Raw genomic sequence first — 26353 nt, forward strand, 5'->3', positions numbered from 1 at the left:
TTCGCCCTATTCAGGCGCTTCGTCATCTTCACTTGATTCAACTTGTATGTCATTTGTTACTTCAGCGCTTTCGCCTTCAATAACATCCTGACCCTCGACAACTTCGCCGTCGATAAACTCGCCTTCAAGCGTTTCATCTTCTTCAATCTCTTCGACTTTAGCCAGACCGACAACCAATTCACCTTCAATTGTTCTTATCAAACGAACACCTTGAGTGTTACGTCCAACAACAGATACTTCGTGAACCCGTGTTCTTACTAATGTACCTTTATTTGAGATGATCATGATTTCGTCAGTTTCAGCAACTTGACAAGCGCCAACCACTAAACCATTACGTTCACTCACTTTAATCGAAACAACACCCTGTGTTGCTCGACTCTTAGCTGGGTAGTCAATTTGCGGCGTACGTTTACCAAAACCGTTTTCAGTGATCGTTAGGATATTGTCTTCTTCGTTAGGCACGATTAGTGATACCACTTTCGCGTCTTCAGTCAATTTAATTCCACGAACACCTGTCGCAGTACGTCCCATTGCACGAACTTGCCCTTCATCAAAACGAACAACTTTACCGTTTTGTGAGAACAACATGATTTCGTTTTGGCCATTTGTTATTGACGCACCAATGAGTTTGTCACCATCATTCAAGTTCACAGCGATAATACCGCTAGAACGAGGACGAGAATATTCGGTCAATGCTGTTTTCTTAACGGTACCGTTTGCCGTTGCCATAAATACAAACTTATCTTGTTCGAATTCTTTGACCGGCAATATTGTTGTTATCTTCTCGTCACTTTCTAGAGGTAACAAGTTAATAATTGGACGCCCACGTGATTGACGTGACGCTAATGGTAATTGGTATACCTTCAACCAATATAAACGACCACGGTCAGAGAAACATAAGATTGTGTCATGGGTATTGGCAACTAATAGTTTTTCAATGAAATCTTCATCTTTCATCTTAGTCGCAGACTTACCACGACCACCACGGCGTTGAGCCTGATAGTCAGTAAGTGGCTGATATTTGCAATAACCTTCATGAGAAAGCGTTACAACAACGTCTTCTTCATTGATTAGATCTTCAAGGTTGATATCGTGTGACGCCTCACGGATCTCCGTTTTACGTTCATCACCATAAGTATCGCGAATTAATTCTATCTCTTCACGAATAACTTCCATCAAACGCTCAGGTGAACCTAAGATCTCTAACAATTCAGCAATTAAGCCTAAAATTTCACGATATTCATCTAAGATCTTTTCGTGTTCTAGACCAGTTAATTTATGTAAACGTAATTCCAATATCGCTTGAGCTTGTTGCTCAGTCATATGGTATAAACCATCGCGAATACCGTATTCATCTTCTAGCCATTCAGGGCGAGCAGCGTCATCGCCTGCACGTTCTAACATGGCAGCAACACCACCTAGCGGCCACCCTTTAGCAGTAAGCTTTATTTTTGCTTCAGCTGGCGTTGGAGAGGTTTTAATTGTCTCGATGATTTCGTCAATATTTGCCAATGCTATTGCAAGAGCTTCTAATATATGGGCACGGTCACGTGCTTTACGTAAATCAAATACCGTACGACGCGTAACAACTTCGCGGCGGTGAGATAAAAATGCTTCAAGCATTTCTTTAAGTTTGAATATTTTTGGCTGTCCGTGATCCAGTGCAACCATATTGATACCAAATACGGTTTGCATTTGAGTCAATGCAAACAAGTGATTTAAAATCACCTCAGTTGGTTCACCACGTTTCAATTCAATAACAATACGCATCCCGTCTTTATCAGACTCATCGCGCAGTGCCGTTATTCCTTCAACCTTTTTATCTTTTACCAGCTCTGCAATTTTTTCAATCAGCTTAGCTTTGTTAACTTGATAAGGGATTTCGGTAACGATAATCGTATCTTTACCCGTTTTTTCATCCGTTTCAATTTCTGTATTTGCTCGGATATAAACCTTACCACGACCAGTACGGTACGCTTCTTCAATCCCTTTACGGCCATTGATAATCGCGCCCGTTGGAAAATCAGGACCCGGAATATGTTCCATCAACTCAGGAAGTTCCATATCAGGATTAAAAGATAAGGCTAAAACCGCACTAACAACTTCACGTAGAGAATGTGGCGGTATATTGGTTGCCATACCTACAGCGATACCAGAAGAACCATTAATGAGGAGATTTGGTACTTTTGTCGGTAAAACAGCGGGAATAAATTCAGTCCCATCGTAGTTAGGAACAAAATCGACTGTTTCTTTTTCTAAGTCAGCGAGGAGTTCATGGGCAAGCTTGTCCATTCTCACTTCGGTGTAACGCATTGCGGCTGCGGAGTCGCCGTCAACAGAACCAAAGTTACCTTGGCCGTCTACTAATGTATAACGTAAAGAAAATGGTTGCGCCATACGAACAATGGTATCGTAAACAGCTGAGTCACCATGTGGGTGATATTTACCAATTACGTCGCCCACGACACGGGCAGACTTCTTATATGGTTTATTCCAGTCATTTTTAAGTTCATTCATCGCAAATAAAACACGGCGGTGAACCGGTTTTAAACCATCACGAACATCGGGTAAAGCACGTCCTACGATTACACTCATCGCGTAATCAAGGTAACTTGTCTTTAGCTCTTCTTCGATATTAATGGGGCTAATGTTTTTGGCGAGTTCAGTCATAAACGAAAATTTCCCTGCAACTATTTAAATAGAAGTTTTTATTGTTTTTAATTAACGCGGGATTGTAACACATTCGTGTATTCGTGCTAGTGAAAATTACGTTATAAATAGTGGGGGGCTAGTGTTGTTGTCGTTAAAATCGCCTTGAGGCCATTTTGATGCGTTATTTGCTGTTTATTTAATCGATTGTTGAAATCTAGAATTCTTTTTCAACACAATATCGAGTACCCTACTCTGCGTTAATTATCTTAAAGGAACTTACATGTCGTTAGAAAACACCACAAATGTTGATCAACATGAAATTGAAAAGTTTAACTCAATCGCAAGTACATGGTGGGACCTAGAAGGTGATTTCAAACCTCTGCACATTATTAACCCTGCGCGGCTTGCCTATATACAGGAACAAACAAGCGGTTTAGCGAATAAGTCTATCCTTGATATTGGTTGCGGCGGCGGTATTTTGACCGAAAGTATGGCAAAACTGGCCGGCGACGTCGTGGGGATCGATATGGCGAGCGATTCATTACAAGTGGCTCAACTACACGCCTTAGAAACTAAGGTAACTAATGTCCGATACGAGCAAGTGCAAGCAGAACAATATTGCGCTGATAATAAGCAACAGTTTGACGTTGTCACGTGTATGGAAATGTTGGAACACGTACCAGATCCGGCAGCTATTATTGAAGCCGCGGCGATGGCCTGTAAACCTGGTGGTTCTGTTTTCTTTTCAACGTTAAATAAAACATACAAATCCTACGCTCTAGCGATAGTTGCAGCAGAAAAGCTATTAAAGATAGTGCCAAATGGAACGCATGATTACGACAAGTTTATGAAACCGTCTCAAATCATCCGTTGCGCCTCTAATTTTGATCTTAATGTAAAACATAGCATTGGCATTAATTACAACCCAATCTATAGCTCAGCCAGTTTAACGCCAAAACTTGATGTTAATTATGTGCTGCATTTTAAAAAATTGGTTTAAATGGCGACAAACCCAACGGTGACGCTGGCATCATAAAATTTACAAAAAGTGAAGTAATAATTTGGTAATTTAAATGGATTTTTCAGATAAAATTCATATAAAAAAATAGTTAAAAATCACGTTCAATTATGGATATTTTTAGTTATGTTTACACCTGTTGCTCATACTGTAAGGAGACACTTACAAGGACCCATGGTTGGTTATTTTGTAGTCATATAGATGAATATTTTAAACTTGCAATCATCTCCTCTACACTCTATCTTGTGCTATCGAATTTAAACAGACACTATATGATGTGTTTTTAGCCAAATTAGCTAATTATTATCCAGTCTGATTTAAAATTGCATCTAAATGCGATACACAAAATAATAATATATAAAAACAAAGGACAAACTGGCCCAATGAACAGCACCCTTTCTGTAACCAAACGTGACGGTGTAAAAGAACCTTTAGACCTAGATAAAATCCATAGAGTGATTACCTGGGCAGCAAAAGGTTTAGACAACGTTTCGGTATCTGAAGTAGAAATTCGTTCTCACATCCAATTTTACGATGGCATAAAAACAGAAGATATCCATGAAACCATCATAAAAGCGTCAGCGGATCTTATTGCAGAAGACACTCCAGACTATCAATATATGTCTGCACGTTTAGCGGTCTTCCATTTACGTAAAAAAGCGTATGGCCAATTTGAACCACCACGTTTGTTTGATCATGTTAAACATTTAGTTGCTAATGGCCGTTATGACGAACATTTATTAGCTGATTATACAGAAGCCGAATTTGACGCTATGGATAAGTTTCTTGTCCATGACCGTGACCTAGATTTTAGTTACGCAGCCGTTAAACAGTTAGAAGGTAAGTACTTAGTACAAAACCGCGTAACAGGCCAAATTTACGAAAGTGCCCAGTTTTTATATATTTTAGTCGCCGCGTGTTTATTTGCTAAATACGACAGCGCGACTCGCTTAGACTACGTAAAACGTTTTTATGATGCGACGTCGCAATTTAAAATTTCGTTACCAACACCAATAATGTCTGGTGTTCGTACGCCAACCCGCCAGTTTAGTTCGTGTGTGTTAATTGAAGCGGGTGATAACCTAGATTCAATTAATGCAACAACATCTGCCATTGTTAAATATGTTTCGCAACGTGCAGGTATCGGTATCAATGCCGGTCGTATTCGCGCTTTAGGTAGCCCGATTAGAAATGGTGAAGCATTCCATACAGGTTGTATTCCATTTTATAAACACTTTCAAACAGCCGTAAAAAGTTGTTCACAAGGTGGTGTTCGTGGTGGTGCAGCTACCCTATTCTACCCGCTATGGCATTTAGAAGTTGAAACACTCCTTGTACTTAAAAATAACCGTGGTGTTGAAGAAAACCGAGTAAGACATTTAGATTACGGCGTGCAATTTAACCGCTTGATGTATCAACGATTAATCCAAGACGGTTTTATTACTTTATTTAGCCCGTCAGATGTTCCTGGTTTGTACGACTCCTTCTTCCAAGACCAAGATGAATTCGAACGTTTATATGTTCAATACGAACAAGACGATTCCATTCGCAAAAAACGCATTAAAGCCATTGAGTTGTTTAGCTTGTTCTTAAACGAACGTGCTAGTACAGGTCGTATCTATTTACAAAACGTTGACCATTGCAATACTCATAGTCCGTTTAATCCTAAATACGCGCCGGTTCGTCAAAGTAACTTGTGTCTTGAAATTGCCCTTCCGACTAAACCACTCCAGCATGTAAATGACGAAGAAGGTGAAATTGCCCTCTGTACATTGTCGGCATTTAACTTAGGCGCAATTGAATCATTAGACGAATTGGATGAGTTGGCTGAATTAGCTGTTCGTGCATTAGACAGTTTATTAGATTATCAAGACTACCCAGTTCCAGCCGCATTTAATGCCACTATGGGTCGTCGTACATTGGGTGTTGGTGTTATTAACTTTGCATATTATCTTGCAAAAAATGGCGCAAAATACTCGGACGGGTCTGGAAACAACCTGATCCACAGAACTTTTGAAGCAATTCAGTTTTATTTGTTAAAAGCCTCTAATACGTTGGCTAAAGAACAAGGTGCCTGTCCGAAGTTTAACGAAACGACATATTCTCAAGGTATTTTACCAATCGATACCTATAAAAAGGCGGTTGACGGATTCTGTCAGGAGCCTTTGCATTTAGATTGGGAAACCCTAAGAAAAGATATTGTTGAGCACGGCTTACGTAATTCAACATTGTCGGCACTTATGCCGTCAGAAACATCGTCACAAATTTCTAATGCGACGAACGGCATTGAACCTCCTCGTGGTTTGATATCAGTTAAAGCAAGTAAAGACGGCGTGTTAAAGCAGGTTGTTCCTGAAATTGGACGATTAAAAGATCAATACGAATTGTTGTGGAATATTTCAAGTAACGAAGGTTATCTGCAATTATGTGGGATCATGCAAAAATTTGTCGACCAGACAATTTCTGCCAATACAAATTACGATCCTACAGACTTTAATGATCACAAAGTACCAATGCAGCAGTTGTTAAAAGATTTATTAACAGCTTATAAATATGGCTTAAAGACTTTGTATTACCATAATACGCGGGATCAAGCCGGCACCTCTACCGACAGTAAGTCTGGTAAAAAGGTCACCGCACCAACCACAGTTGTTATCGAAGACGATGAAGACTGTGAAGGCGGCGCTTGTAAAATTTAGTCATATTATTATGCCCAAACCTATGTTTGGGCAATTCCAAATTAGATTACAGAGTTTAATAAAATGCGATATACCACGTTTAATCAAAATGAAGTTAACCCGCTTAAAGAACCTATGTTTTTTGGCGAAGCCGTTAACGTTGCTCGTTACGACCAACAACGTCACGCTATTTTCGAGAAACTAATTGAAAAGCAACTGTCCTTTTTCTGGCGACCAGAAGAGATCGATGTAAGTCGCGACCGAGCTGACTTCCAAAGCATGACGGATAGTGAAAAGCACATTTTCATTTCAAATTTAAAATATCAAACGTTATTAGATTCTATTCAAGGCCGTAGCCCGAACATCGCTCTGTTGCCAATCACATCACTTCCTGAATTGGAAACATGGATCGAAACTTGGTCGTTCAGTGAAACCATTCACTCCCGCTCGTACACTCATATCGTGAGAAATTTATTTAGTGACCCGAGCGAAGTTTTTGACGACATAGTCAAGAACGAAGAGATCCTGAAGCGCGCAGCAGACATTTCTAAATATTACGATGATCTAATTTTCTATACTCAGATATTTCAAACTCTCGGTGAAGGTGAACATGTCATCGACGGTGAACGCTACGTAGTTAACCTTCGTGTTTTAAAGAAAAAATTGTATCTTGCCGTAAACTCAATTAATGCATTAGAAGCGATTCGCTTTTACGTCAGCTTTGCTTGTACGTTTGCTTTTGCTGAGCGCGAATTAATGGAAGGTAACTCTAAGATCATCCGTCTTATTGCCCGTGATGAAAACCTGCATTTAACCTCAACTCAACACATTATTAATTTGTGGGCTGATGGTCAGGATGATCCAGAAATGCAAGAGATCAGCATGGAGTGTTTCCAAGAAGCAAAAGAAATTTTTGCCAATGCAGTTGAGCAAGAAAAAGAATGGGCTAAATACCTATTTAAAGATGGCTCTATGATTGGCTTAAATGAAGAAATATTGTGTCAATATGTTGAATATATCGCTAATCACCGCTTATCTGCGATTGGTATTCCAGCGATGTATGACGTTAAAAGTAATCCGCTACCATGGATGAACAAATATTTAGAATCTGACAACGTTCAAGTTGCACCACAAGAAGCTGAGATCAGTTCTTATCTTGTTGGTCAAATTGACTCAGAAGTTGATGCGTCTGAATTTGACGGTTTTGAACTGTAATTTTAGTCAGTTCCCTACTTTAACGATTCATGTCTAAAATACGGGTTTTGAGCCAACAAGAAGTTGAAACAGAGTTTGAATTTCAATCTGGCGACAAAACCCTACTCACCTCACTCCTAAATCAAAAATTGGACGTGCTTTACCATTGCCGTGAAGGGTTTTGTGGTGCATGTCGATGTAAACTAAAAAGTGGTACAGTTGAGTACATTAACGAACCACTGGCTTTTGTTCGCAAAGGCGAAATCCTCACTTGTTGTTCCAAACCCACTACTGATATTGAGATAGAAATTAAATTTTAAGCCCCTGTCTTTACGCTGCGCCTCAGACGTAAACGTTACAAATTGACTGCAAAGAGTTTATTCAACACACGTTAGATCCAGCTCATTTTGTTATTTTTTGTCTCAAGCGTCGAGTTAAACCTCTTAAACTCATTAATATAAACAAAAACTTACCAATATAAACCTCATTTAACCGCGACATTTTTAATATAAACACTTTACATATGATTGTTTGTATATACACTATTTTATATATATTAAGTCTGTTACTAATTTTATGAAAAATCTAAATAAACAAAAAGTCCTTTTTATCTGTACTGGAAACTCGGCTAGGTCACAAATGGCAGAAGCGCTTCTAAGACATAAAGCCGCGGATTATTTTGAAGTGTATAGTGCAGGAACACAGCCTGATACAGTAGACGTGCGTGTGATTGAGGCATTAGGTCAATTTGGGATCGACACCACTGGTTTAGTTTCAAAAAATATAAATACGTTCGAAGGTCAAATTTTTGATTACGTCATCACGCTCTGTGATAAGGCAAATAATGAATGTCGTAGCTACCCAAATGCTCTCAAGCAATTAGCATGGGATTTCCCTGATCCAAAAGAACGCTCCTGCAGTAATCCATTTTCTACAACATTAACTGAACTAAATAATCGATTATCGATGTTTCTTTTAGTCGAAGGCAAAAATGCGCGATTTCAAAATGAAACCACCCATAATCGCGCAAGTGACGGAGTTAATCAGCTAATTGACCTAGAGCCGATCTCTTTTTATAAGACCCTTACGGATGATATTCGACTCAAAACATTAATGTTGACCCATTATTATGGTGAACTTTGCGTATGTGAATTAATGGAAGCGATGGATGAAGATAGCCAACCAAAAGTGTCACGCAACCTTGCCGTTTTGAAAAAAGCGAATGTAATAACGGATAGGAAACACGGACAGTGGGTGTTTTACCGAATAAATCCTGAACTGCCGCTGTGGGCTAAATCAGTTATTGCACAAACAACTGAGAACAACGTTCCTCTTATCGCTAACGAAGTCAAACGTTTGGCTAATATGAAAAATAGGCCCGACAAATCCAATTTCTGTAAATAAAGATCACAAAACAATTTTTCTTCTAATTTAAAGAGGATTTTACATGGGTATTTTTGAGCGTTATTTGTCCGTATGGGTAGCTCTGAGCATAAGCTTGGGGGTGATTTTAGGCCTTTGGCAACCAGAGGTTTTTCAAACAATAGCGGGCTTTGAAGTAGCGCATGTAAATATTGTTGTCGCTGTTTTCATCTGGGTGATGATTTATCCTATGATGGTTCAAATAGACTTTTCAGCTATAAAGAATGTAGGTAAAAACCCAAAAGGACTGCTGCTAACTATAGTAATCAATTGGTTGATTAAACCTTTCACTATGGCCGGTTTAGGATGGCTATTTTTTAATATCTTATTTGCCGATCTGGTTGACCCAACATCAGCTCAAGAATACATAGCAGGCATGATTTTACTAGGCGTCGCACCATGTACTGCGATGGTCTTTGTGTGGTCGCAACTAACGAAAGGAGATCCAAATTATACATTGGTACAAGTCTCAGTTAATGACGTGATCATGATCTTTGCGTTTGCGCCTATCTCTGCGTTTTTACTCGGTGTAAGTGACATTCAAGTCCCTTGGGAAACATTGCTTATTTCTGTTGCACTTTATGTATTATTGCCATTAATAGCCGGTGTTTTAACTCGCAATATGCTCAATAAAGGCCAAGGAGAACATACCGTAAATCAATTTTTGTCTTCTTTAAAGCCATGGTCGGTTATTGGGTTGTTGGCAACCGTCGTTTTATTATTTGGCTTTCAAGCAAATACAATAATTTCTGAACCTGAAACCATCGCTTTAATTGCAATTCCGTTAATGATCCAAACTTACGGTATTTTCCTCATCGCTTATTTGGCTGCGAAATGGATGAAACTCCCCCATAACATCGCTGCGCCCGCCTGCCTGATAGGTACTTCTAACTTCTTTGAACTTGCTGTTGCTGTCGCTATCTCGCTATTTGGCCTACATTCCGGTGCTGCTTTAGCCACCGTAGTGGGCGTGCTCGTTGAAGTACCTGTCATGCTCTCGTTAGTTTATATAATAAACCATACTCAAAACTGGTTTGGAGAAAATCATGGATAATAAACCAGCCATACAAAAACACCCTTACGATATATTGCCTCTAGAAAATGGTGCTCAACTTATTTTTACACCTTGCCCTGGAACAAAAGACGCTAGTTTAAGTGACGCTATTTCAACCCTAAAACATGCAGGAACAAGCATGCTGATAACATTAATGTTTGACGATGAAATGGCAAAAAACAATGTGCAGTCTTTACCTACGGAATGTCTTAAACACGACATTGAATGGGTTCAGCTCCCTATTGTTGATGACGCCGCACCTGCGCAGGCATTTGAAAACCAATGGCACGTGCAGAAGGACAAGATCTTAGAACAACTAAAGAACAAAGGCACTATTGCGGTCCACTGCAAAGGCGGCTCCGGTAGAACAGGTTTGGTAATTGGCCTCATTCTTTTATCTATTGGTTGGCCCGCTGAAAAAATAATAAAACAAATTCAACAAAGGCGTCCTAACGCACTAAAAAATTCAAAACAGCTCAATTATTTTAACTCTTATTTGTAAATATTAAATAATACATAGGTAAATTTATGACAATCAAAATAGGTATTAATGGCTTTGGTCGAATGGGTCGATTATCAATGCGCGCCGCTTATGACTGGGACGACATTGAAATAGTACATATTAATGATCCTGCAGGTGATCCCGCAACATTAGCGCATTTAATGACGTTCGATTCGGTACATGGCAAATGGCATTACGACGTAAGTCATAACAATAACGAACTTATTATCAACGGTAAATCAATTACTTGTACGCACAATAAAGCGATTAAAGAAACTGACTGGTCAAAATGCGATGTGGTAATAGAAGCCTCTGGCAAAATGAAGACAAAAGCGCTATTAAACGACTATTTGGAGCAAGGGGTAAAACGTGTAGTGGTTACCGCTCCAGTAAAAGAAGATGGTGTTCTAAATGTTGTTATGGGAGTAAACGATCATCTGTTCAACAAGGACTTACACCCTATCGTGACCGCCGCGTCATGCACCACGAACTGCTTAGCGCCAGTCGTAAAAGTAATTCATGAAACACTAGGTATTAAACATGGGTCTATGACAACCATTCATGATATTACCAATACGCAAACTATCATTGACGCACCACACAAAGACTTACGCCGCGCTCGAGCGTGTGGTTCTAGTTTGATCCCTACCACAACAGGTTCAGCGACCGCAATTACCCATATTTTTCCTGAACTTTTGGGTAAGTTAAATGGCCACGCGATACGTGTGCCATTAACTAACGCTTCTATCACCGATTGCGTTTTTGAATTAGAACGTGAAACCAATATTGAAGAAGTAAATGCCCTATTACAACAAGCTTCTCAAGGGCAATTGCAAGGTATCTTAGGTTATGAGGAACGCCCTCTTGTTTCCATCGATTACAAAACAGATCCACGTTCAGGCATCATTGATGCGTTATCGACTATGGTGATAAACAAAACGCAACTGAAATTGTACGTTTGGTATGACAACGAATGGGGTTATGCAAATAGAACGGCAGAATTGGCACGTTTAGTCGGTATGGCAGATAAAGGCTAAGGGCAAGTTAACAAACATGGGACTTTTATCATTTAAAACACTATCGCCACAGATAAAACAATATTTATTGATCACCGGTAATTATTGGGCGTTTACATTAACTGATGGTGCACTGCGTATGCTCGTTGTGCTGTATTTTCATCAGTTAGGGTACTCACCATTAAATATTGCGATGTTATTTTTATTCTACGAAATATTTGGTGTTATCACTAACCTTGTTGGGGGTTGGTTAGGCGCTCGTTTAGGTTTAAACAAAACCATGAACATCGGGTTAGCAATTCAGATAATTGCGCTCGCTATGCTTGCAGTTCCTGCTGAAATGCTAACAATCGTCTACGTAATGGTGGCTCAAGCATTATCTGGTATCGCCAAAGATCTAAATAAAATGAGTGCTAAGAGTTCCATTAAGTTACTTGTAAGCGACGGCGCAGAAGGAAAGCTCTATCATTGGATTGCAATACTGACGGGGAGTAAAAATGCACTAAAGGGCGCTGGGTTCTTTTTAGGGGGATTGCTACTTACTTTACTTGAGTTTAAAGGCGCGATTATTGTTATGGCAGCCCTATTAAGTATCGTTTGGGTCGTTAGTTTAATCGCATTAAGGGAAGATCTGGGTAAAGCAAAGTACAAACCTAAATTCAGTGATATTTTTTCCAAGAGTGCATCAATAAATATTCTGTCAGCAGCACGCATGTTTTTATTTGGGGCAAGAGATGTTTGGTTTGTTGTCGCATTACCAGTATTTTTAGCCGTAAAGTTTAATTGGGACCACTGGTGGGTTGGTGGATTTATGGCAAGTTGGGTAATCGGCTATGGTATCGTACAATCCTTCGCGCCCTATTTTACCGGAAAGAGACAGGGAAAAACGCCAACTGGAAAGTCTGCTTTTCTATGGGCAAGTTATTTGGCAATAATCCCCGCTTTTATTGCTTTGGCATTACACTTTAATTTTCACATTCTTGCGTCGATCATCATAGGACTCATTATTTTTGGCGTTGTGTTTGCCATTAATTCGTCTATGCATAGTTACCTTATCGTAAGTTACGCCGGTAACGACGGTGTGTCGCTCGACGTTGGTTTTTACTATATGGCTAATGCAATGGGCAGACTAATAGGCACTGTACTCTCAGGATGGGTATATCAAAATTTTGGCCTAGAGGCATGTTTATGGATATCAAGCTTGTTTGTTGCTACAGCGGCCTTGCTATCTTTGAAATTGAAACAATAAAAACTGTACTCACTTTCCTAAATTGAAATTAAAAAGCGTCGGGAATAATTTGGTTGATTTGATATTGATGAGCTTGTTTTATGTGCTCACAATCTTTAAGAGATCAACAATTCTGACGCTTATTTTAGGAGGTGAACGCCTCAATAATGGGCTGGTTGTAATTGGTTAAAACCAGTGACGAAGGAGCAAAAGCCAACCGTTTTGAACTTTGTTTAACAAATTGTTATGCTTTTTTACCACCCTCTGGTTCTTGGATATTTTCAAAATCAACCAAATTCCATTTTTGCCCATTGCGGCGATATATTCGTTTTTTAAGATTGGGGTAGTCAGCCATATCGCTATCTAGCCGCTGACCAACAACTATACATTTTAGAGTTTCAGTTCCTGTATTTTTAATGTTATGTGCTTCACCTCCAGCACGATAACCAATAAAGTCACCTGCTTTAATTTCGTATACCTCATTTCCAACAATAGCTTCACCATTCCCTTCAAGAACATATACACATTCTTCCTCAGAATAATGAACATGCGTTTCGGTAGTTACATAACCGGGTTTAACTTCAATTATGTGAAACCCAATACCACTCAGACCCGTTAAGTCTCCAAGAGATTTATTAATACGCTTTGCATTAGGATTAAGAAAATGTGTTTTATCAATACCCTCGTAGGCATCAATCTCTTCTTTAGTAACTAAATATTTATCCATCAGGTTACCTTATGAATTCACTCATTTTAATTTAAAACATAACAACTTCATCAGGAAAAAGTTTCCTCAGATCCTGAAAAAATATTTTCCCTGTGCTTATTTATCTATTATTAGCAAACTCTTTAGGGTGCTTGCAACTACTATGTCTGAGCAATGATGTTTTTGTGGAAATCAGGAAAGTTCGGTGATCCGAAGACTATCGAGGAAATAGCAGTTAGTTGTTTCTATAAGGCAATGTCCCTGTTATGTGTTGATATCGTCAAATAAACAAGTACCAAAAAGAGGGTAAAGTTGGAAAGTATGGTAATTGCCGAATCGAGTTCTTTATTTAAGGAGCGCAACAAATAAAGGCTTACAAAGGTTCAAATGCAAATTCTGTAAAAAAATTCACAGGTGTAAAAAGCTCACCTTTTAAACCCGATGCAATCAGACACGCTGATTGCTATGACAAAGAGAGTGTACCGCTTTTCACTTAGACGACTCGCTATATGAGTTTAGATATTTATCTAAATGGTTAGCAGACCCACTGTTTATAATTTGTCAGGCTAATAATAAACAGTGGTTGATACTTCTGAGGTAGAAACTAAAGTAGAAACTCAAATCGGAAATAGTTGCTTAGGTTCGAAGTTACTTCAGTACTATTAGCGCTGTAAGCAATATAATCATCCAAATCTAAGTCGATAATTACACATCCACAAACAGGGCTATAATATGCTTCAATCCCATTCCCACTGTCACCAGAAATAAAATCGGACCATTGCGCTTCGACTCTAAACAGTAAAGGGTTGGAGTTTTCATAGTCCTGATAAAAGTAAAAAGTACCATTCACTCGCCTAACTTGTGTGTGCAACATCAATTCAGTTTCTTCGCCCGAAAGCATACTTAAATCTTTAGTCCAATCGCCATCTGCGATAAATGAAAAATCAAAATAATTCCCATTGTGGGTAAACAAGGTCTGCGAACATTCGGTATCTACACACCGCTTTTCTAATTGTTTTGGCTTAGTCAACTCAATACTGAAGTAGCCAGTTCGTTGTTCTAAATCAACCTCGGTGAACGTAGCAACCTCACTATCATTGGTAAAGGACACTTGATCAGAAAATGCGTCCTCTTCGAGAACACAGGCTGACAATAACAAAGTTAGAAGGCCCACCGTAATTAATTTCATAAACTTCTCCTTAAGGCTCAATATCAAATATAGACTTACAAGAATTAACTCAAAACGATCCATCGACAATAATATAATCATAACTATCATATAATTGGATGAAAAACAAAAAAGCCCTACCTAACTGGTTGGGCTTGTTAAACGTTAAACTGCGGTTTTAAAAAATGTATTAATGACAAACCGACTTTGTAAAGTTTGATACCTCTAAACTCTACTTTTTAACGAAAATTGAAGACTAAAAATCACTGATTACCTTAGCTCTATTGTTTAATAAACGGAACAATCTTCGATGGTATTGAACTAAAGACAAATGGTTTTTCAGCGTTTTTAAGTATGGCTGAAGTTAATATACATTGGTTATCACTACACCAACTTTCATCTCCGTTGATTATACTTAATTGCTCTCCAGTTTTTCCTAAAACGGTAACACCTGTGACTTTTGGTACTAAAAACGACATCATGCCTCCTAAATCCTGGAGAGCATCGTTAAAAGTTGCAACAAGACGGACTAGCTTAGTATTGTCTATGGTTGAGGCTAACAAGAAGCTGTTTTCAAGTCTCATGTTTAAGCCGCACTCTAATCCCTTTTCGGTTTCAATAACCAACTTTGCTTTATCCATGTCCAACTGTTCATCAAATGGCAATAAAACTTCACCATTTTCTAGATAGTAAACAGGCATTGATTTGATCTTAGTTTGCAACTTAGCCGAACGTATTGGACAGGCTTTTTTACTGTTAATTTGATTAAAGTAAAACGCCAATTTTATATCAACATATTCAGCTTCATCCAAATCATCCATACGATCAAAAAAGCCATCGTAGTTGAGTTCCATCGTCTTTGTTTGTTGTTCAACGTTGGCAAATAGGCTACTCGACACCAAACACATGGGGAAAATCAGTAAAAACGGTACCGCTAATTTTTTCAATGTCATTTACATATACTTTTGGTTAAAACGTAACATTTCTTGGATCTCTTCCACGTAGGCTTCGCGACGGGTTGAATATGGCAATAGCCCCTCTGCAATAACATACGGGTCCAGTTCATCATGGTTAACCCTTTGTTGATTTCTAAGTTGTCGTAACTTAGCGTATGCGTGGCCAGTATTTAAGTTATGGAAATAACTTCTGATGGAATCCGCTGGCGTTGCAAATTTACGTACTTCATAGGTTTTGCCTGCAGGTCGGCCTGTTGGAATAACGCCGCAGCCTTTGGTAAAACACCATTGACCAAATAAATTATTTGCTTCTAACGCGAATCGCGAGGTTCCCCAACCACTTTCGTTGGCGGCCTGCATCAAAACCAAATCCACTGGGATAATATCAACACGAGTTAGTAATTCAGCTTTCACTTTATGTAAGTCGTCTAATTCTTTAATTCGGTATTTTTTAGCAAGAGCAAGAAAACGCTTTTTGTCTGACGCGTTTTTACTCTGTGGACTAAATGATTCTACAAACGCGCGATGACGGCCGAGTTCTTCGTTAACTTCTAAAACAAATGGCTTCATAAAAGTAAAAAAAGCGTGCTTCTTTTCTTTCACATCACGAATGCTGGCAAAATCGGGGAGATGAACATTTTTATGAGATTTTTTAGATATGTGTTTTTCAACCGATCCAATCTCGATGTCTAGTTCGCTTTCTGAACTTGATTCTACCGGTGAATGCTGTACGAAGGGGTAAATAGCTGCATAAGCAACGACAAGGATAATGACTAATTTTTTTATTACTTGGCTTATCATAAAATTTCCGTAATTGGGTTAAGCCTGTAATTTTAGCACAACTTATCGAGGCGTCTTTACTCTATCCCAAAAAATAGTTTTACCTGCTTGTAAACACAAGGCTTCATTAAGTGATTTAAATCGTGTTATTTTTTTGTCGCTGTCTGTTAAACATTGGTGTACAAAACGGTGGCAATTATTATTGACCACATCGTATTCGCGATACGTATATACGTTGCTAATAGCACGTTCTCCCACGCCTTCAATTACTATCGGATTGTGGTTTTTATCGCACGCAACAAACATATTATTGCCTGATCGGTCATCTAAAAAACGTTCATAAGATATTGCTTTAACTAAGCCATTTTCACTCAATTCAATTATGGTGTCCCGGTCAATCCAAATACCGGTGTGGTCAACAAGATTATAAACTTCACAACACACAATACTGCCAAACACTGGGGTCACTGTTTGGCCATTGTCATAGGTATCTGAAGGTGTTTTAGTGATACTGGAATGATATATATTAGAATAATCGTCATTTTTACGATTTAATTCTAAATTTCTATAGTGATTTTTGGTAGATTCATGTAACGCAGCCGCGCCTAACGCTAAACCTGCTGCAATTAAAGGTAATGCCATAATTTGTCTCAAATTTAATTAGTCACCTTTATATTGTTATGTAAAAATGTATTTATGACTGTAATAAGTTGCAACAAGATGTAAATGGAAATATAACGTAATGAAAACCATAAAAAAATCGAGCAAATTAGACAACGTATGTTACGACATTCGAGGACCCGTCTTAGATGAAGCAAAACGTTTAGAAGAAGCTGGTCACAAGATCCTAAAACTAAACGTTGGTAACCCTGCCCCATTTGGTTTTCAAGCCCCTGACGACATCTTAAAAGATGTCATTGCACAATTACCTAAAGCCCAGGGTTATTCAGATTCCAAAGGTTTGTATTCAGCTCGTGTTGCTATTATGCAATATTATCAGCAAAAAGGTCTACGCGATGTAACAGTCAACGATATCTATATCGGTAATGGGGTTAGTGAATTAATTTCCATGTCGATGCAAGCTTTGTTAGATAATGGTGATGAAGTATTAGTTCCAAGTCCCGACTATCCACTATGGACAGCTACCGTCTCGGTAAGTGGTGGTAAAGCCGTCCATTACCTTTGTGATGAAAATGATGATTGGGCACCTTCAATTGAAGACATTAAATCCAAGATCACAAAAAAAACCAGAGCAATTGTTTTGATTAATCCAAACAATCCAACTGGTGCGGTTTATAGCAAAAAAGTATTGTTAGAAATTGCAGACCTTGCAGCGGAACATGATTTGATCATTTTTAGTGATGAAATTTATGACAAAGTTTTATACGACGATGCTGTTCATCACAGTATCGCAGCTATGCGTCAGGACCTATTTATTGTTACGTTCAGCGGTTTGTCTAAAAACTATCGAGTCGCGGGTTTTAGAACGGGATGGATGTTGCTATCGGGCCCCAAAAAATGGGCTGGCGATTACATTGACGGCTTAAACATGCTGGCATCAATGCGACTATGTGCCAATGTGCCATGTCAAAATGCAATTCAACAAGCATTAGGTGGGTACCAAAGTATCAACGATTTGGTCGCAAAAGAAGGTCGACTATACCGTCAAATGGATTATGCCTACAAAGCATTAAATGCCATCGATGGTATTTCAGTTACTCGTCCTAAAGGCGCAATGTATTTATTTCCGAAAATTGATCTGTCAAAATTTAATATTGAAGACGATGAAAAAATGGTGCTCGACTTACTAAGGCAGAAATACATTCTCGTGGTCCATGGCCGAGGCTTTAATTGGCCAAGCCCAGATCACTTTAGATTGGTGTTTCTACCGCATATAGATGAGTTGAAAAAGGCCATCTCTGACCTATCTGACTTTTTAGATGTATACCGAAAATGATAATGGAACACAGTCATTTTTTTGCCAATATCGCCCGCTTGAAGTTAATTCAACGCTGGCCTTTAATGCGAACCGTCACCACCGAAAATGTGCAGGAGCATAGCCATCAAGTGGCAACTGTCGCGCACATTTTGGCGTTGATCAAAAACAAAAAGTTTAATGGCAACGTTAACCCTGAAAAAGCGGCACTCGTTGCGTTATATCATGACGCTAGCGAAGTATTAACTGGCGATTTACCCAGCCCAATTAAATATCACAATGAAGATATCGCAAACGCCTATAAAAAAATTGAAGCAGTAGCCGAAAAATCACTGTTGCAAATGTTACCTGCTGAATTTAGGGAAGACTTCAGTGACCTTCTATTACATGAAAATATTGATCCCGAGATGGCTCGAATTGTGAAGTCAGCGGATGTAATTTGCGGTTTAATTAAAACCTTAGAAGAACTAAGCGCAGGCAATCATGAATTTGAGAAAGCCAAAAAGAACATTAACAAAACACTACAAAAGTATCGTTGCCCCGAAGTCGACTATTTTATGGATATGTTTTTACCAAGCTTCTCGCTAAACTTTGACGAAATTTCGTCACCACTTTAAGGCTTTAAATGACTGACGTTTGGAACAATCGACAATCGGGGGATGCCAATCAAAGACCCAACGATCAACGAGACCCATTCCAACGAGATCGCGCCCGGATATTGCATTCCGCGGCGTTTCGTCGTTTACAATCCAAAACTCAGATCCTCGGCGTAGGGCAAGACGATTTTTATCGGACTCGATTAACTCATTCGTTAGAAGTAGCCCAAATCGGCACGGGGTTGACCGCTCAGTTAAGACAAAATAATAACGTCCTTAACCATCAGTTTCTCAAAGATGCTTTACCTTCTGATGCACTAATTGAATCTCTTTGTTTAGCACATGATTTGGGTCACCCACCATTTGGTCACGGAGGTGAAATTGCGTTAAATTATATGATGAAATCCTCCGGTGGATTCGAAGCAAACGGACAAACATTCAGAATCGCAACAAAACTTGAACCCTATACACCCGCGTTTGGTATGGATCTTACGCGTCGAACCTTACTAGGGTTGGTTAAATATCCACTTTTAATTAAACAAAACCCTGAATTTATTCAGCCAAACAATATTTCGACAATTATACGTGCTGACAGTTGGAAACCCATTAAAGGTCTATTCGACGATGACAAGTCGAGCTTTGATTGGTTATTGCAACCTCTGTCAGACAAAGACCGTAGTCAATTTTTAGAAATAGATACCGATGGTGCTGCAACGGGACCGTTTCTTTCTTTAAGAGCAAAATACAAATCTCTCGACTGTTCAATTATGGAACTAGCCGACGACATTGCCTACGGTGTTCATGACTTAGAAGACGCTATCGTGTTAGGCAAGGTGACGAGCGATTTCTGGCACGACGAAGTATTACCTGGCTTGTTAACGACCGGTAACCCTTGGGCAAAAAAACACGCCAAGCAGCTGTCTATAATGTTATTTAGCAAAGAACATCATCAGCGAAAAAATGCAATTGGTGCACTAGTAAATCACCTAATCACCAATATAAGCATTGTCAAACGGCCTACCCAGTTTGCCGAAACATTGCTTCAATATAACGCTCAATTACTTCCTACGGCACAACCGGTGTTGGACTTATTGAAACGATTTGTTTTTAAACATGTGATCCAAAATACCGAAATCCAACAACTGGAATTTAAGGGACAAAGAATGTTAATTTCATTATTTGAAGCCTTTTCGTGTGATCCAAAGCGCCTGTTGCCAACTCAAGTAAAACAATTATGGTTAATGAGTGAAGAACAAGGACTCAACTCTGATCGGATAATTTGCGATTATCTCGCTGGGATGTCTGATGACCACGCAATCCGTGTTTACAACCGTTTGTTTGGCATGTAGTACTAATTCATACCACAATTCAAAATTCCACTTCTATCTTCCTCTTTGAATTACACACATGACATAAAAAGTAAAGCCTCAATAAACACAACCCATTGTATTTAAACAAAAATATAAACCACCTGTGTGAGGACAGAAATAGAGTGTCTATAAGTAATTACACGAAGTCGTTATAAACACCTGTCCATTCTGTAAGTAGTCATGTAAGTAATTATGTAAGTCGACATGTAATAGTACAAAAAGACTTTCACTTTGGATAAAAAAAGACTATGCTTATCGAACTAGCAAAAACTGTAAGTCAATTTTACAAGGGTGGGACAAGATCATGAATGACGAATATCAAGCGGAACCAAATTGGTTACCCTACTATCTGCTTAAAAAACAAAAGTAATTCCAGAAAAAGCCATCTTCAAGATGGCTTTTTTTATACTTTAAAATTATAGTTATCTTAGTAACTTCTTTAGCTATGGATATTTAGACTACGGATATGAGTGAAAAAGATAAACAAAATCAACTGGAAGATGTGATTGTTCAACACGAGCGAGCATTAAAGCTTGCGTTAACTGTCGTAGACAAGATGGGAAGTCTAACCAAAGGTCAAGATGTAGAAGTTGACAATAAATTAACTCAACTTAGAAAAACAACAGGTAAAGGTGTTGAGCTGTCAACGCTTACGTCTCGACTTACAGAAACTCATGAATCGATAAAGTCCTTAGAAAATCAACATTATTTAAAACAGAAAGCCCTACGAGACTTTCTGTTAGAAGCTGGGGAAACCTTGCAATCCGTAAAAGGGATGGAAGAAAACGTTCGTAGGAAACTGCGCATGGTTGTAAATAAGGTAAAGTCTAAAGAGACTTTGTTATTTAATGAATTGCAACCAACGGTTGCCAATTTGGTTGAAACCTACCGTTTGGTCGCTCTGCAATTTCAACAAAAGCCTGTTGAAAACCAATCAAAAGATCAACAATTAAACCCTAAATTACTAAAGAACATAATAGTTCGCCTCGATAAGCTCTCTCAGAATGCGATTATTAAGCCGCGATTAAATGAGTTTAAAAAACGCATCGACGTTTCTACACATGATTTTGACCGTTTAGAAATTTGTCTTACGTATTTTGAAGAGTCCGTGACTCAATTTTCTGAAGAATTTTTACAAACTCAAAAACTCATTTTAAATGTAAATGCGGCATTGGCCGATGTCCACAAAACACTGATTAAGTCGATAAATTGTTCTAAAGATTACGGCAACCAACTCGAACAGTTAAATAGAAAAATAGATGGTCAAATCGACGAGTTATCTAAAAATGCCGACAGCGCTAATAGTGTTTCTAATCTTAAACAGATAATTGAAAACAAATTAAACGTTATTACCGAGTCGATTAAGCAGCGTGATAAATTGGAAAAACAACGCGCTGCTGATTTAGACAATGTTTTGCAAGACATGGAATCTAAATTGGCTAATTTAGAGCAAAGAACGGAGTTTTATCGTAAAAAATGGCTCGAAGAGATCGCTAGAGCAGATTTAGATGCGCTGACCAACTTGCCAAATCGTGGCGCGTACGACAAACGATTTAACGAAGAATTTAAGCGTTGGTTACGGCACCCAGATCCGCTGTGTATTGCCGTGATTGACGTAGATCACTTTAAAAAGATAAACGATAAATATGGGCACTCTGTAGGTGACAAGACGCTACAAATTGTTGCCAAAACCCTGAGAACCTCGTTACGTGAAACTGACTTTTTAGCTCGATATGGCGGTGAAGAGTTTGTTTGCTTAATGATAAATACTGACGCGACAAATATGTTAACCCCACTTGAAAAACTGCGTAAAGCAGTCAGTTCAATTCCTTTCAAAGTAAAAAATGATCGACTAAACATAACGGTTTCAGTTGGTGTCACTATGTTAGTGGCAACGGACAACGTTCACACTGCGTTTGATAGAGCCGACAAAGCGCTATATGAAGCTAAAGATGCGGGTCGAAATAGAATTTGTTATAAAAAGTAGATCTTAAAAATAATAATTAAAAAAACAATCAACATAGATGATGTAATTAAAAATACATCTTTCCTTGTTAAAACAAAGCATTAAATCAAGGAGAAGATATGAGAATACTTCTAAGTCCACTTAGTGGCATGAATTTACTATCGCAACACGAAGTTGAACAACTTAAACAATCATCCAACAGCAACCTATATAATTTATTTAGAAACTGCGCCCTAGCCGTTCTCAATGTTGGCACCGAATCTGATGACAGTACTGCAGCACAGGCAAAATACAAAGACTTTGAAATAAACTTATTAAGCCGTGAACGCGGTATTAAAATCGAATTAGTTAACCCGCCGACTTCTGCATTTGTAGACGGCAAAATTATTGTCGGTATTCAAGAACATTTACAAGCCGTTATCAGAGACATTTTGTATAACGCTAACCGCTATCCAAATGAGAGATTAGCTGAACTTGCATCGGGCGCAATTATTACTAATGAAGTTTTTGAAATGTTGCGTAATGCAAATGTGGTATCACCTACGGATCATCCTAACCTCGTCGTATGCTGGGGCGGACATTCGATAAAAGATCATGAATACCAATATACAAAAGAAGTTGGATATCAATTAGGCTTAAGAAAATTGGATATTTGCACCGGTTGTGGCCCTGGTGCAATGAAAGGCCCGATGAAAGGTGCGGCATTAGCGCACGCAAAACAACGCATAGATTCAGGCCGTTATTTAGGTCTCACGGAACCCAGTATTATAGCTGCAGAAGCCCCCAATCCAATCGTTAATGAATTAGTTATATTGCCAGACATTGAAAAGCGCCTTGAAGCCTTTGTACGTGTCGGACACGCAATTATCATCTTCCCAGGGGGCGCTGGAACAGCTGAGGAACTTTTATATATCCTAGGCATCATGTTACATCCGGATAATAAAAAACAAGTATTACCTATCGTATTGACGGGACCAAAAGAGTCGATAAGTTACTTTGAAGAAATTGCTAACTTTATCGAATTGACATTGGGCCAAGAAGCACTAGATTTAATCAAGATCATTCCAGATGATCCTAAGCAAGTTGCTCGCTATATTTCTGAAAAAATGGAAGATGTAAGGGTGTACCGCAAAGAAAATGGTGATGCTTATCAGTTTAATTGGACATTAAAAATAGATCAGGGTTTCCAACAAAGCTTTAACCCAAGTCACGAGAATATGGCAAGTTTAGATCTCCATATTAACCAAGATAAAAAAGAACTCGCTGCGAATCTACGTCGCGCATTTTCTGGCATCGTCGCTGGCAATATAAAAGAAGATGGCGTTCGTTCTGTAAAAGAGCACGGGCAATTTATATTAGATGGTGATGCTGAACTGATGTTGGCGATGGACAAGCTCCTCGAAGCTTTTGTCCAACAAGGCAGAATGAAATTACCAGGTGCCAAATACGAACCTTGTTACAAAATAGTGACTTAATATCCGAGTTAATTGTTAAACTTCTTTGACAAGGCTTGATGCTTTCAAGTTATAATGCGCGCAAAATAAAAGAGAGATTGAAGGAATGTTATGTCTAATAAAGTAGTTAAATTTGCAGGTATAGGATTTGGACTATATGTCGTATTTGCAGCTACGGTCATTACATTTTATGAAGATGATCCAGACCAAATGGACTGGGAAGATAGGCAGGCGTTTAATAAAATTTATATTAATAAATTGTCTATTAACGATCAGATCCTAAAATCTCATGTCATTGATTCGTTAGGTTCACCAGACCTTACAGAAGCAAGGCAAGTAGAAGACGGTACCATTCAGGTAATGTTCTACCGTACGCAGCATCAAAAAAGTGATGGTATCACCACAAAAGACGAATGTACGCCGATGTTATTCAAGAACGGTCAGTTGATTGCTTGGGGCGCCGGTGCATATGAAAAGTTCACTCAATACTAATTTGTGCAAAACGTTCAAGAACACCTACATAACGGCCAACAGGCGCTTTCAGAGTTTTTAAAAACGCTTCGAATTTGTCAGTTGGCGGTTAAAAAACAAGACACTGCTGAAATTAATGCCAGCATAACGCTGTTAATCGATAATGCGTTTGTATTAAATAAACTAAATCCATTTTGGTTTACTTTACTTTATGGTTCAAAACTCATTGCGGTTACCCCTTTTGTTGGCGCCTTACTAAATTGTATCGTCATCGGCCTACGATTGGGTAATGCCTGTTCGTTAACAAAAGAAACTCAAAAAGAATTGTTAATTACTTGTTGTACCGTTATTTATAGCGGAAAACCGATATTTGAGAAGTTATCTATCGATCCAAAGCTAACCGCTTCGACAAAAACAAGTTTGAGTACCCTTCTAGCTCGTTCGTACAAGTACGCTTGTTCTGAGGCGTTTGCAGAAACCAATACGCATACGATATTAGGGGCTATCTTAGGTGGGTCTACCTGTAAAAATAGAAGACTAACCGTTCAAGCATTAGTTACTATTGTTATCAATTATTGTTTATCCGCGTGTCGTCATCAAAAAACTAGGAAATACAGTAGTGACCAACTACTAAGCCAAATTGCCTATGGAAATTATGTTCTACCTGTAGATTCACGTTTGTCTTCTTTCTATCAACAAATCGTGATGCAAAAACTCCATACGGATGAATCTGTCGTCTTCGTTGAACAAAACAACAAACAACTCATCGCCATACTCAATGGCAGTGTTATAGAAGCCTGCATTAGTATTGCCGAAAACCAAAAGAAGCCGAGTAACTACGTTATTCAAGAAGTGAAATTTGATGAAGAAGCACAATACGACAAAAATATTCCAATATTTAAATTGGAACAGATTAATAACTTAAGCTTGCGTTTATTACGACTCGGTTTGTCTAACAATACACCGATAGAAGTCCCTATCTTGCCAGTTGAGAACATAAGATTTAATGCGCCTATTAGTTATCCAGCGTTATATCAGCTTATTAATATTGCGCCAGTTAACAAAATAGAACAGTTTTTAAATGAACAAGCGGATATAAATTCTGTTATTGGTTACGCCCAATCTCAATCAAAAGAAGTCAGAGCAAACTTTACGTTAAAACATGCCATTGGTTTAATTGGCATTGAACGATTACCGGCTATTTTAATGAGGCAACAGTTTTTACGTATTGCCTATAGTCAAAATGATAAATTTAGCCATTTAATCATTAACAAACTCGATCAATTTATTGCAATAACATCTTTGTTGTCGAGAAAGCTAGATTTACAACAACAAAATGTCAGTGAAAAATCGGTATTAGTGTTAATCATGGCTGGTTTGATTTCCAACCCTCAAATTCTTAACAAAGATCCGTTAAAAACGTTAAAAACAAAATCGAAAATAGATTTTTCTTTATTAGATTACTTTGAGTTATCGGACAATAAAGTTTTGAAGACCCATATTTCTCAAATTTGTGTTAATTGGCATGTCGATAAACATGTTAGAAACCAACTCGATCTATATCTAAAATATATTGAAAAATCAGCGCCGCTTCGCTTAATTCCAAAGAAATATCAATTTGTCATCTTATGTATAGAGCTTGCAGGCTACATGTATTTAGCTATTAATTCAGTGAGTTATAGAGGATTGTTACGCGACGAGCAAGTGCAAAATATTATGACCGAATTAAAGCTCGATAAAGCCGGTATACGTGAATTACTTAACCAAGTCGTCGAAAACGCTGCGCCTATTACTTCACTTGAGTAAATTCATATTGCCTAAAACAATGCCAGGCAATTACGCCCCAACCTACGATCATTAACATGCCACCAAACGGCGTAAGCATTGCAATAATTTTTAACGTAAATGACACTAACATAAACAACGAAACAGAAAACGTAATCACGCCAAATAGGATCAGTTTTAATCCAAGTGTAAGTTTTGGTGACTGTGGTAAACAACTTAAAATTAAAATCCCTAAACCTTGCGAAAGCAGATAATTAGAGGCCGTTGCCCACGTTGTAAGTTCTGAGGTCGTTAATATATCTTTAAGACCATGTGCACCAAATGCTCCGGCAAGAACCGATAACGCAACTAAAACACACGCTATTGCTTTAAAATTCCAGTAATGATTCATCGTAGTCCCC

At 38.5% G+C, this 26353-nt stretch carries 23 protein-coding genes; 16 read left to right on the forward strand and 7 right to left on the reverse strand.

Annotated features, from left to right (window positions below; translation table 11 throughout):
• Window positions 1–6: 6 nt before the first annotated feature.
• Window positions 7–2670, reverse strand: a complete 2664-nt coding sequence (gene gyrA / locus Q4575_RS01375; protein WP_303521083.1) for a DNA gyrase subunit A — start codon at window positions 2668–2670, stop codon at window positions 7–9.
• Window positions 2671–2932: 262 nt separating this feature from the next.
• Between gyrA and ubiG the strand changes: the two genes are divergently transcribed.
• The 9 genes from ubiG (at window position 2933) to arsJ (ending at window position 12785) form a co-directional block, all read left to right on the forward strand.
• A complete protein-coding gene (gene ubiG, locus Q4575_RS01380) occupies window positions 2933–3652 on the forward strand; it encodes a bifunctional 2-polyprenyl-6-hydroxyphenol methylase/3-demethylubiquinol 3-O-methyltransferase UbiG (RefSeq protein WP_215962983.1) in 720 nt (239 codons plus the stop codon).
• A 401-nt stretch (window positions 3653–4053) separates the two neighbouring features.
• The gene (gene nrdA / locus Q4575_RS01385) at window positions 4054–6369 is read left to right on the forward strand and encodes a class 1a ribonucleoside-diphosphate reductase subunit alpha (protein WP_303521084.1); all 2316 of its coding nucleotides are present in this window, start codon (window positions 4054–4056) and stop codon (window positions 6367–6369) included.
• 63 nt (window positions 6370–6432) lie between these two features.
• Window positions 6433–7563 carry a class Ia ribonucleoside-diphosphate reductase subunit beta gene (gene nrdB / locus Q4575_RS01390; RefSeq protein ID WP_215962985.1) on the forward strand — a complete coding sequence of 377 codons (1131 nt, stop codon included), beginning with the start codon at window positions 6433–6435 and terminating at the stop codon, window positions 7561–7563.
• 29 nt (window positions 7564–7592) lie between these two features.
• A complete protein-coding gene (gene yfaE / locus Q4575_RS01395) occupies window positions 7593–7862 on the forward strand; it encodes a class I ribonucleotide reductase maintenance protein YfaE (protein WP_215962986.1) in 270 nt (89 codons plus the stop codon).
• 256 nt (window positions 7863–8118) lie between these two features.
• A complete protein-coding gene (locus tag Q4575_RS01400; protein ID WP_303521085.1) occupies window positions 8119–8946 on the forward strand; it encodes a metalloregulator ArsR/SmtB family transcription factor in 828 nt (275 codons plus the stop codon).
• Between the two features lie 43 nt (window positions 8947–8989).
• Window positions 8990–10018: an ACR3 family arsenite efflux transporter gene (gene arsB, locus Q4575_RS01405; protein WP_303521086.1), complete on the forward strand. Its 1029-nt coding sequence runs from the start codon at window positions 8990–8992 to the stop codon at window positions 10016–10018.
• Entirely contained in the window at window positions 10011–10520 is a 510-nt protein-coding gene (locus Q4575_RS01410) for a dual specificity protein phosphatase family protein (RefSeq protein WP_303521087.1), read from the forward strand. Before arsB ends, Q4575_RS01410 begins: the two co-directional genes overlap by 8 nt.
• A 26-nt stretch (window positions 10521–10546) precedes the next feature.
• Entirely contained in the window at window positions 10547–11557 is a 1011-nt protein-coding gene (locus tag Q4575_RS01415) for an ArsJ-associated glyceraldehyde-3-phosphate dehydrogenase (protein WP_272179683.1), read from the forward strand.
• Between the two features lie 16 nt (window positions 11558–11573).
• On the forward strand, window positions 11574–12785 hold the full coding sequence (gene arsJ, locus Q4575_RS01420) for an organoarsenical effux MFS transporter ArsJ (RefSeq protein ID WP_303521088.1): 1212 nt from the start codon (window positions 11574–11576) through the stop codon (window positions 12783–12785).
• Window positions 12786–13008: 223 nt separating this feature from the next.
• Here arsJ and Q4575_RS01425 read toward each other — a convergent pair whose 3' ends face one another.
• The 5 genes from Q4575_RS01425 to Q4575_RS01445 all read right to left on the reverse strand — a co-directional run bounded on the left by Q4575_RS01425 (window position 13009) and on the right by Q4575_RS01445 (window position 17016).
• Entirely contained in the window at window positions 13009–13491 is a 483-nt protein-coding gene (locus Q4575_RS01425) for a cupin domain-containing protein (protein WP_215962991.1), read from the reverse strand.
• A 583-nt stretch (window positions 13492–14074) separates the two neighbouring features.
• On the reverse strand, window positions 14075–14659 hold the full coding sequence (locus Q4575_RS01430; RefSeq protein WP_272179685.1) for a hypothetical protein: 585 nt from the start codon (window positions 14657–14659) through the stop codon (window positions 14075–14077).
• 260 nt (window positions 14660–14919) lie between these two features.
• Complete coding sequence (locus tag Q4575_RS01435; protein WP_303521089.1) at window positions 14920–15591, reverse strand: DUF2987 domain-containing protein; 672 nt, start codon at window positions 15589–15591, stop codon at window positions 14920–14922.
• Window positions 15592–16395, reverse strand: coding sequence for a glucosaminidase domain-containing protein (locus Q4575_RS01440; protein ID WP_272179687.1), 804 nt, complete (start codon window positions 16393–16395; stop codon window positions 15592–15594).
• A 42-nt stretch (window positions 16396–16437) separates the two neighbouring features.
• On the reverse strand, window positions 16438–17016 hold the full coding sequence (locus tag Q4575_RS01445) for a hypothetical protein (RefSeq protein WP_303521090.1): 579 nt from the start codon (window positions 17014–17016) through the stop codon (window positions 16438–16440).
• Window positions 17017–17116: 100 nt separating this feature from the next.
• On the opposite strand from Q4575_RS01445, the gene Q4575_RS01450 reads away from it, so the two are divergent.
• The 7 genes from Q4575_RS01450 (at window position 17117) to Q4575_RS01480 (ending at window position 25973) form a co-directional block, all read left to right on the forward strand.
• A complete protein-coding gene (locus Q4575_RS01450) occupies window positions 17117–18331 on the forward strand; it encodes a pyridoxal phosphate-dependent aminotransferase (RefSeq protein WP_215962996.1) in 1215 nt (404 codons plus the stop codon).
• Window positions 18332–18333: 2 nt separating this feature from the next.
• Window positions 18334–18927, forward strand: a complete 594-nt coding sequence (gene yfbR, locus Q4575_RS01455; RefSeq protein ID WP_252736705.1) for a 5'-deoxynucleotidase — start codon at window positions 18334–18336, stop codon at window positions 18925–18927.
• An 8-nt stretch (window positions 18928–18935) separates the two neighbouring features.
• Window positions 18936–20255 carry an anti-phage deoxyguanosine triphosphatase gene (locus tag Q4575_RS01460; protein WP_303521091.1) on the forward strand — a complete coding sequence of 440 codons (1320 nt, stop codon included), beginning with the start codon at window positions 18936–18938 and terminating at the stop codon, window positions 20253–20255.
• 487 nt (window positions 20256–20742) lie between these two features.
• Window positions 20743–22263: a GGDEF domain-containing protein gene (locus Q4575_RS01465; RefSeq protein WP_303521092.1), complete on the forward strand. Its 1521-nt coding sequence runs from the start codon at window positions 20743–20745 to the stop codon at window positions 22261–22263.
• A gap of 98 nt (window positions 22264–22361) precedes the next feature.
• Complete coding sequence (ppnN, locus tag Q4575_RS01470) at window positions 22362–23717, forward strand: nucleotide 5'-monophosphate nucleosidase PpnN (protein ID WP_303521093.1); 1356 nt, start codon at window positions 22362–22364, stop codon at window positions 23715–23717.
• 90 nt (window positions 23718–23807) lie between these two features.
• The gene (locus Q4575_RS01475) at window positions 23808–24188 is read left to right on the forward strand and encodes a DUF3192 domain-containing protein (RefSeq protein WP_215963001.1); all 381 of its coding nucleotides are present in this window, start codon (window positions 23808–23810) and stop codon (window positions 24186–24188) included.
• A gap of 3 nt (window positions 24189–24191) precedes the next feature.
• Entirely contained in the window at window positions 24192–25973 is a 1782-nt protein-coding gene (locus Q4575_RS01480; protein WP_303521094.1) for a hypothetical protein, read from the forward strand.
• On the opposite strand, the gene Q4575_RS01485 is transcribed toward Q4575_RS01480, so the two are convergent.
• Window positions 25957–26343: a DUF423 domain-containing protein gene (locus Q4575_RS01485; RefSeq protein WP_303521095.1), complete on the reverse strand. Its 387-nt coding sequence runs from the start codon at window positions 26341–26343 to the stop codon at window positions 25957–25959. The genes Q4575_RS01480 and Q4575_RS01485 overlap by 17 nt on opposite strands.
• Between the last annotated feature and the right edge of the window lie 10 nt (window positions 26344–26353).

Origin of the sequence: Psychrosphaera sp. 1_MG-2023, from assembly GCF_030548245.1 — a bacterium.
GTDB lineage: Bacteria > Pseudomonadota > Gammaproteobacteria > Enterobacterales > Alteromonadaceae > Psychrosphaera > Psychrosphaera algicola.

Excerpts from the sequence above, each read along its gene's own strand:
- gyrA (WP_303521083.1), bottom strand. The coding sequence starts at position 2,670 with ATGACTGAACTCGCCAAAAACATTAGCCCCATTAATATCGAAGAAGAG.
- ubiG (WP_215962983.1), top strand. The coding sequence starts at position 2,933 with ATGTCGTTAGAAAACACCACAAATGTTGATCAACATGAAATTGAAAAG.
- nrdA (WP_303521084.1), top strand. The coding sequence starts at position 4,054 with ATGAACAGCACCCTTTCTGTAACCAAACGTGACGGTGTAAAAGAACCT.
- nrdB (WP_215962985.1), top strand. The coding sequence starts at position 6,433 with ATGCGATATACCACGTTTAATCAAAATGAAGTTAACCCGCTTAAAGAA.
- yfaE (WP_215962986.1), top strand. The coding sequence starts at position 7,593 with ATGTCTAAAATACGGGTTTTGAGCCAACAAGAAGTTGAAACAGAGTTT.
- Q4575_RS01400 (WP_303521085.1), top strand. The coding sequence starts at position 8,119 with ATGAAAAATCTAAATAAACAAAAAGTCCTTTTTATCTGTACTGGAAAC.
- arsB (WP_303521086.1), top strand. The coding sequence starts at position 8,990 with ATGGGTATTTTTGAGCGTTATTTGTCCGTATGGGTAGCTCTGAGCATA.
- Q4575_RS01410 (WP_303521087.1), top strand. The coding sequence starts at position 10,011 with ATGGATAATAAACCAGCCATACAAAAACACCCTTACGATATATTGCCT.
- Q4575_RS01415 (WP_272179683.1), top strand. The coding sequence starts at position 10,547 with ATGACAATCAAAATAGGTATTAATGGCTTTGGTCGAATGGGTCGATTA.
- arsJ (WP_303521088.1), top strand. The coding sequence starts at position 11,574 with ATGGGACTTTTATCATTTAAAACACTATCGCCACAGATAAAACAATAT.
- Q4575_RS01425 (WP_215962991.1), bottom strand. The coding sequence starts at position 13,491 with ATGGATAAATATTTAGTTACTAAAGAAGAGATTGATGCCTACGAGGGT.
- Q4575_RS01430 (WP_272179685.1), bottom strand. The coding sequence starts at position 14,659 with ATGAAATTAATTACGGTGGGCCTTCTAACTTTGTTATTGTCAGCCTGT.
- Q4575_RS01435 (WP_303521089.1), bottom strand. The coding sequence starts at position 15,591 with ATGACATTGAAAAAATTAGCGGTACCGTTTTTACTGATTTTCCCCATG.
- Q4575_RS01440 (WP_272179687.1), bottom strand. The coding sequence starts at position 16,395 with ATGATAAGCCAAGTAATAAAAAAATTAGTCATTATCCTTGTCGTTGCT.
- Q4575_RS01445 (WP_303521090.1), bottom strand. The coding sequence starts at position 17,016 with ATGGCATTACCTTTAATTGCAGCAGGTTTAGCGTTAGGCGCGGCTGCG.
- Q4575_RS01450 (WP_215962996.1), top strand. The coding sequence starts at position 17,117 with ATGAAAACCATAAAAAAATCGAGCAAATTAGACAACGTATGTTACGAC.
- yfbR (WP_252736705.1), top strand. The coding sequence starts at position 18,334 with ATGGAACACAGTCATTTTTTTGCCAATATCGCCCGCTTGAAGTTAATT.
- Q4575_RS01460 (WP_303521091.1), top strand. The coding sequence starts at position 18,936 with ATGACTGACGTTTGGAACAATCGACAATCGGGGGATGCCAATCAAAGA.
- Q4575_RS01465 (WP_303521092.1), top strand. The coding sequence starts at position 20,743 with ATGAGTGAAAAAGATAAACAAAATCAACTGGAAGATGTGATTGTTCAA.
- ppnN (WP_303521093.1), top strand. The coding sequence starts at position 22,362 with ATGAGAATACTTCTAAGTCCACTTAGTGGCATGAATTTACTATCGCAA.
- Q4575_RS01475 (WP_215963001.1), top strand. The coding sequence starts at position 23,808 with ATGTCTAATAAAGTAGTTAAATTTGCAGGTATAGGATTTGGACTATAT.
- Q4575_RS01485 (WP_303521095.1), bottom strand. The coding sequence starts at position 26,343 with ATGAATCATTACTGGAATTTTAAAGCAATAGCGTGTGTTTTAGTTGCG.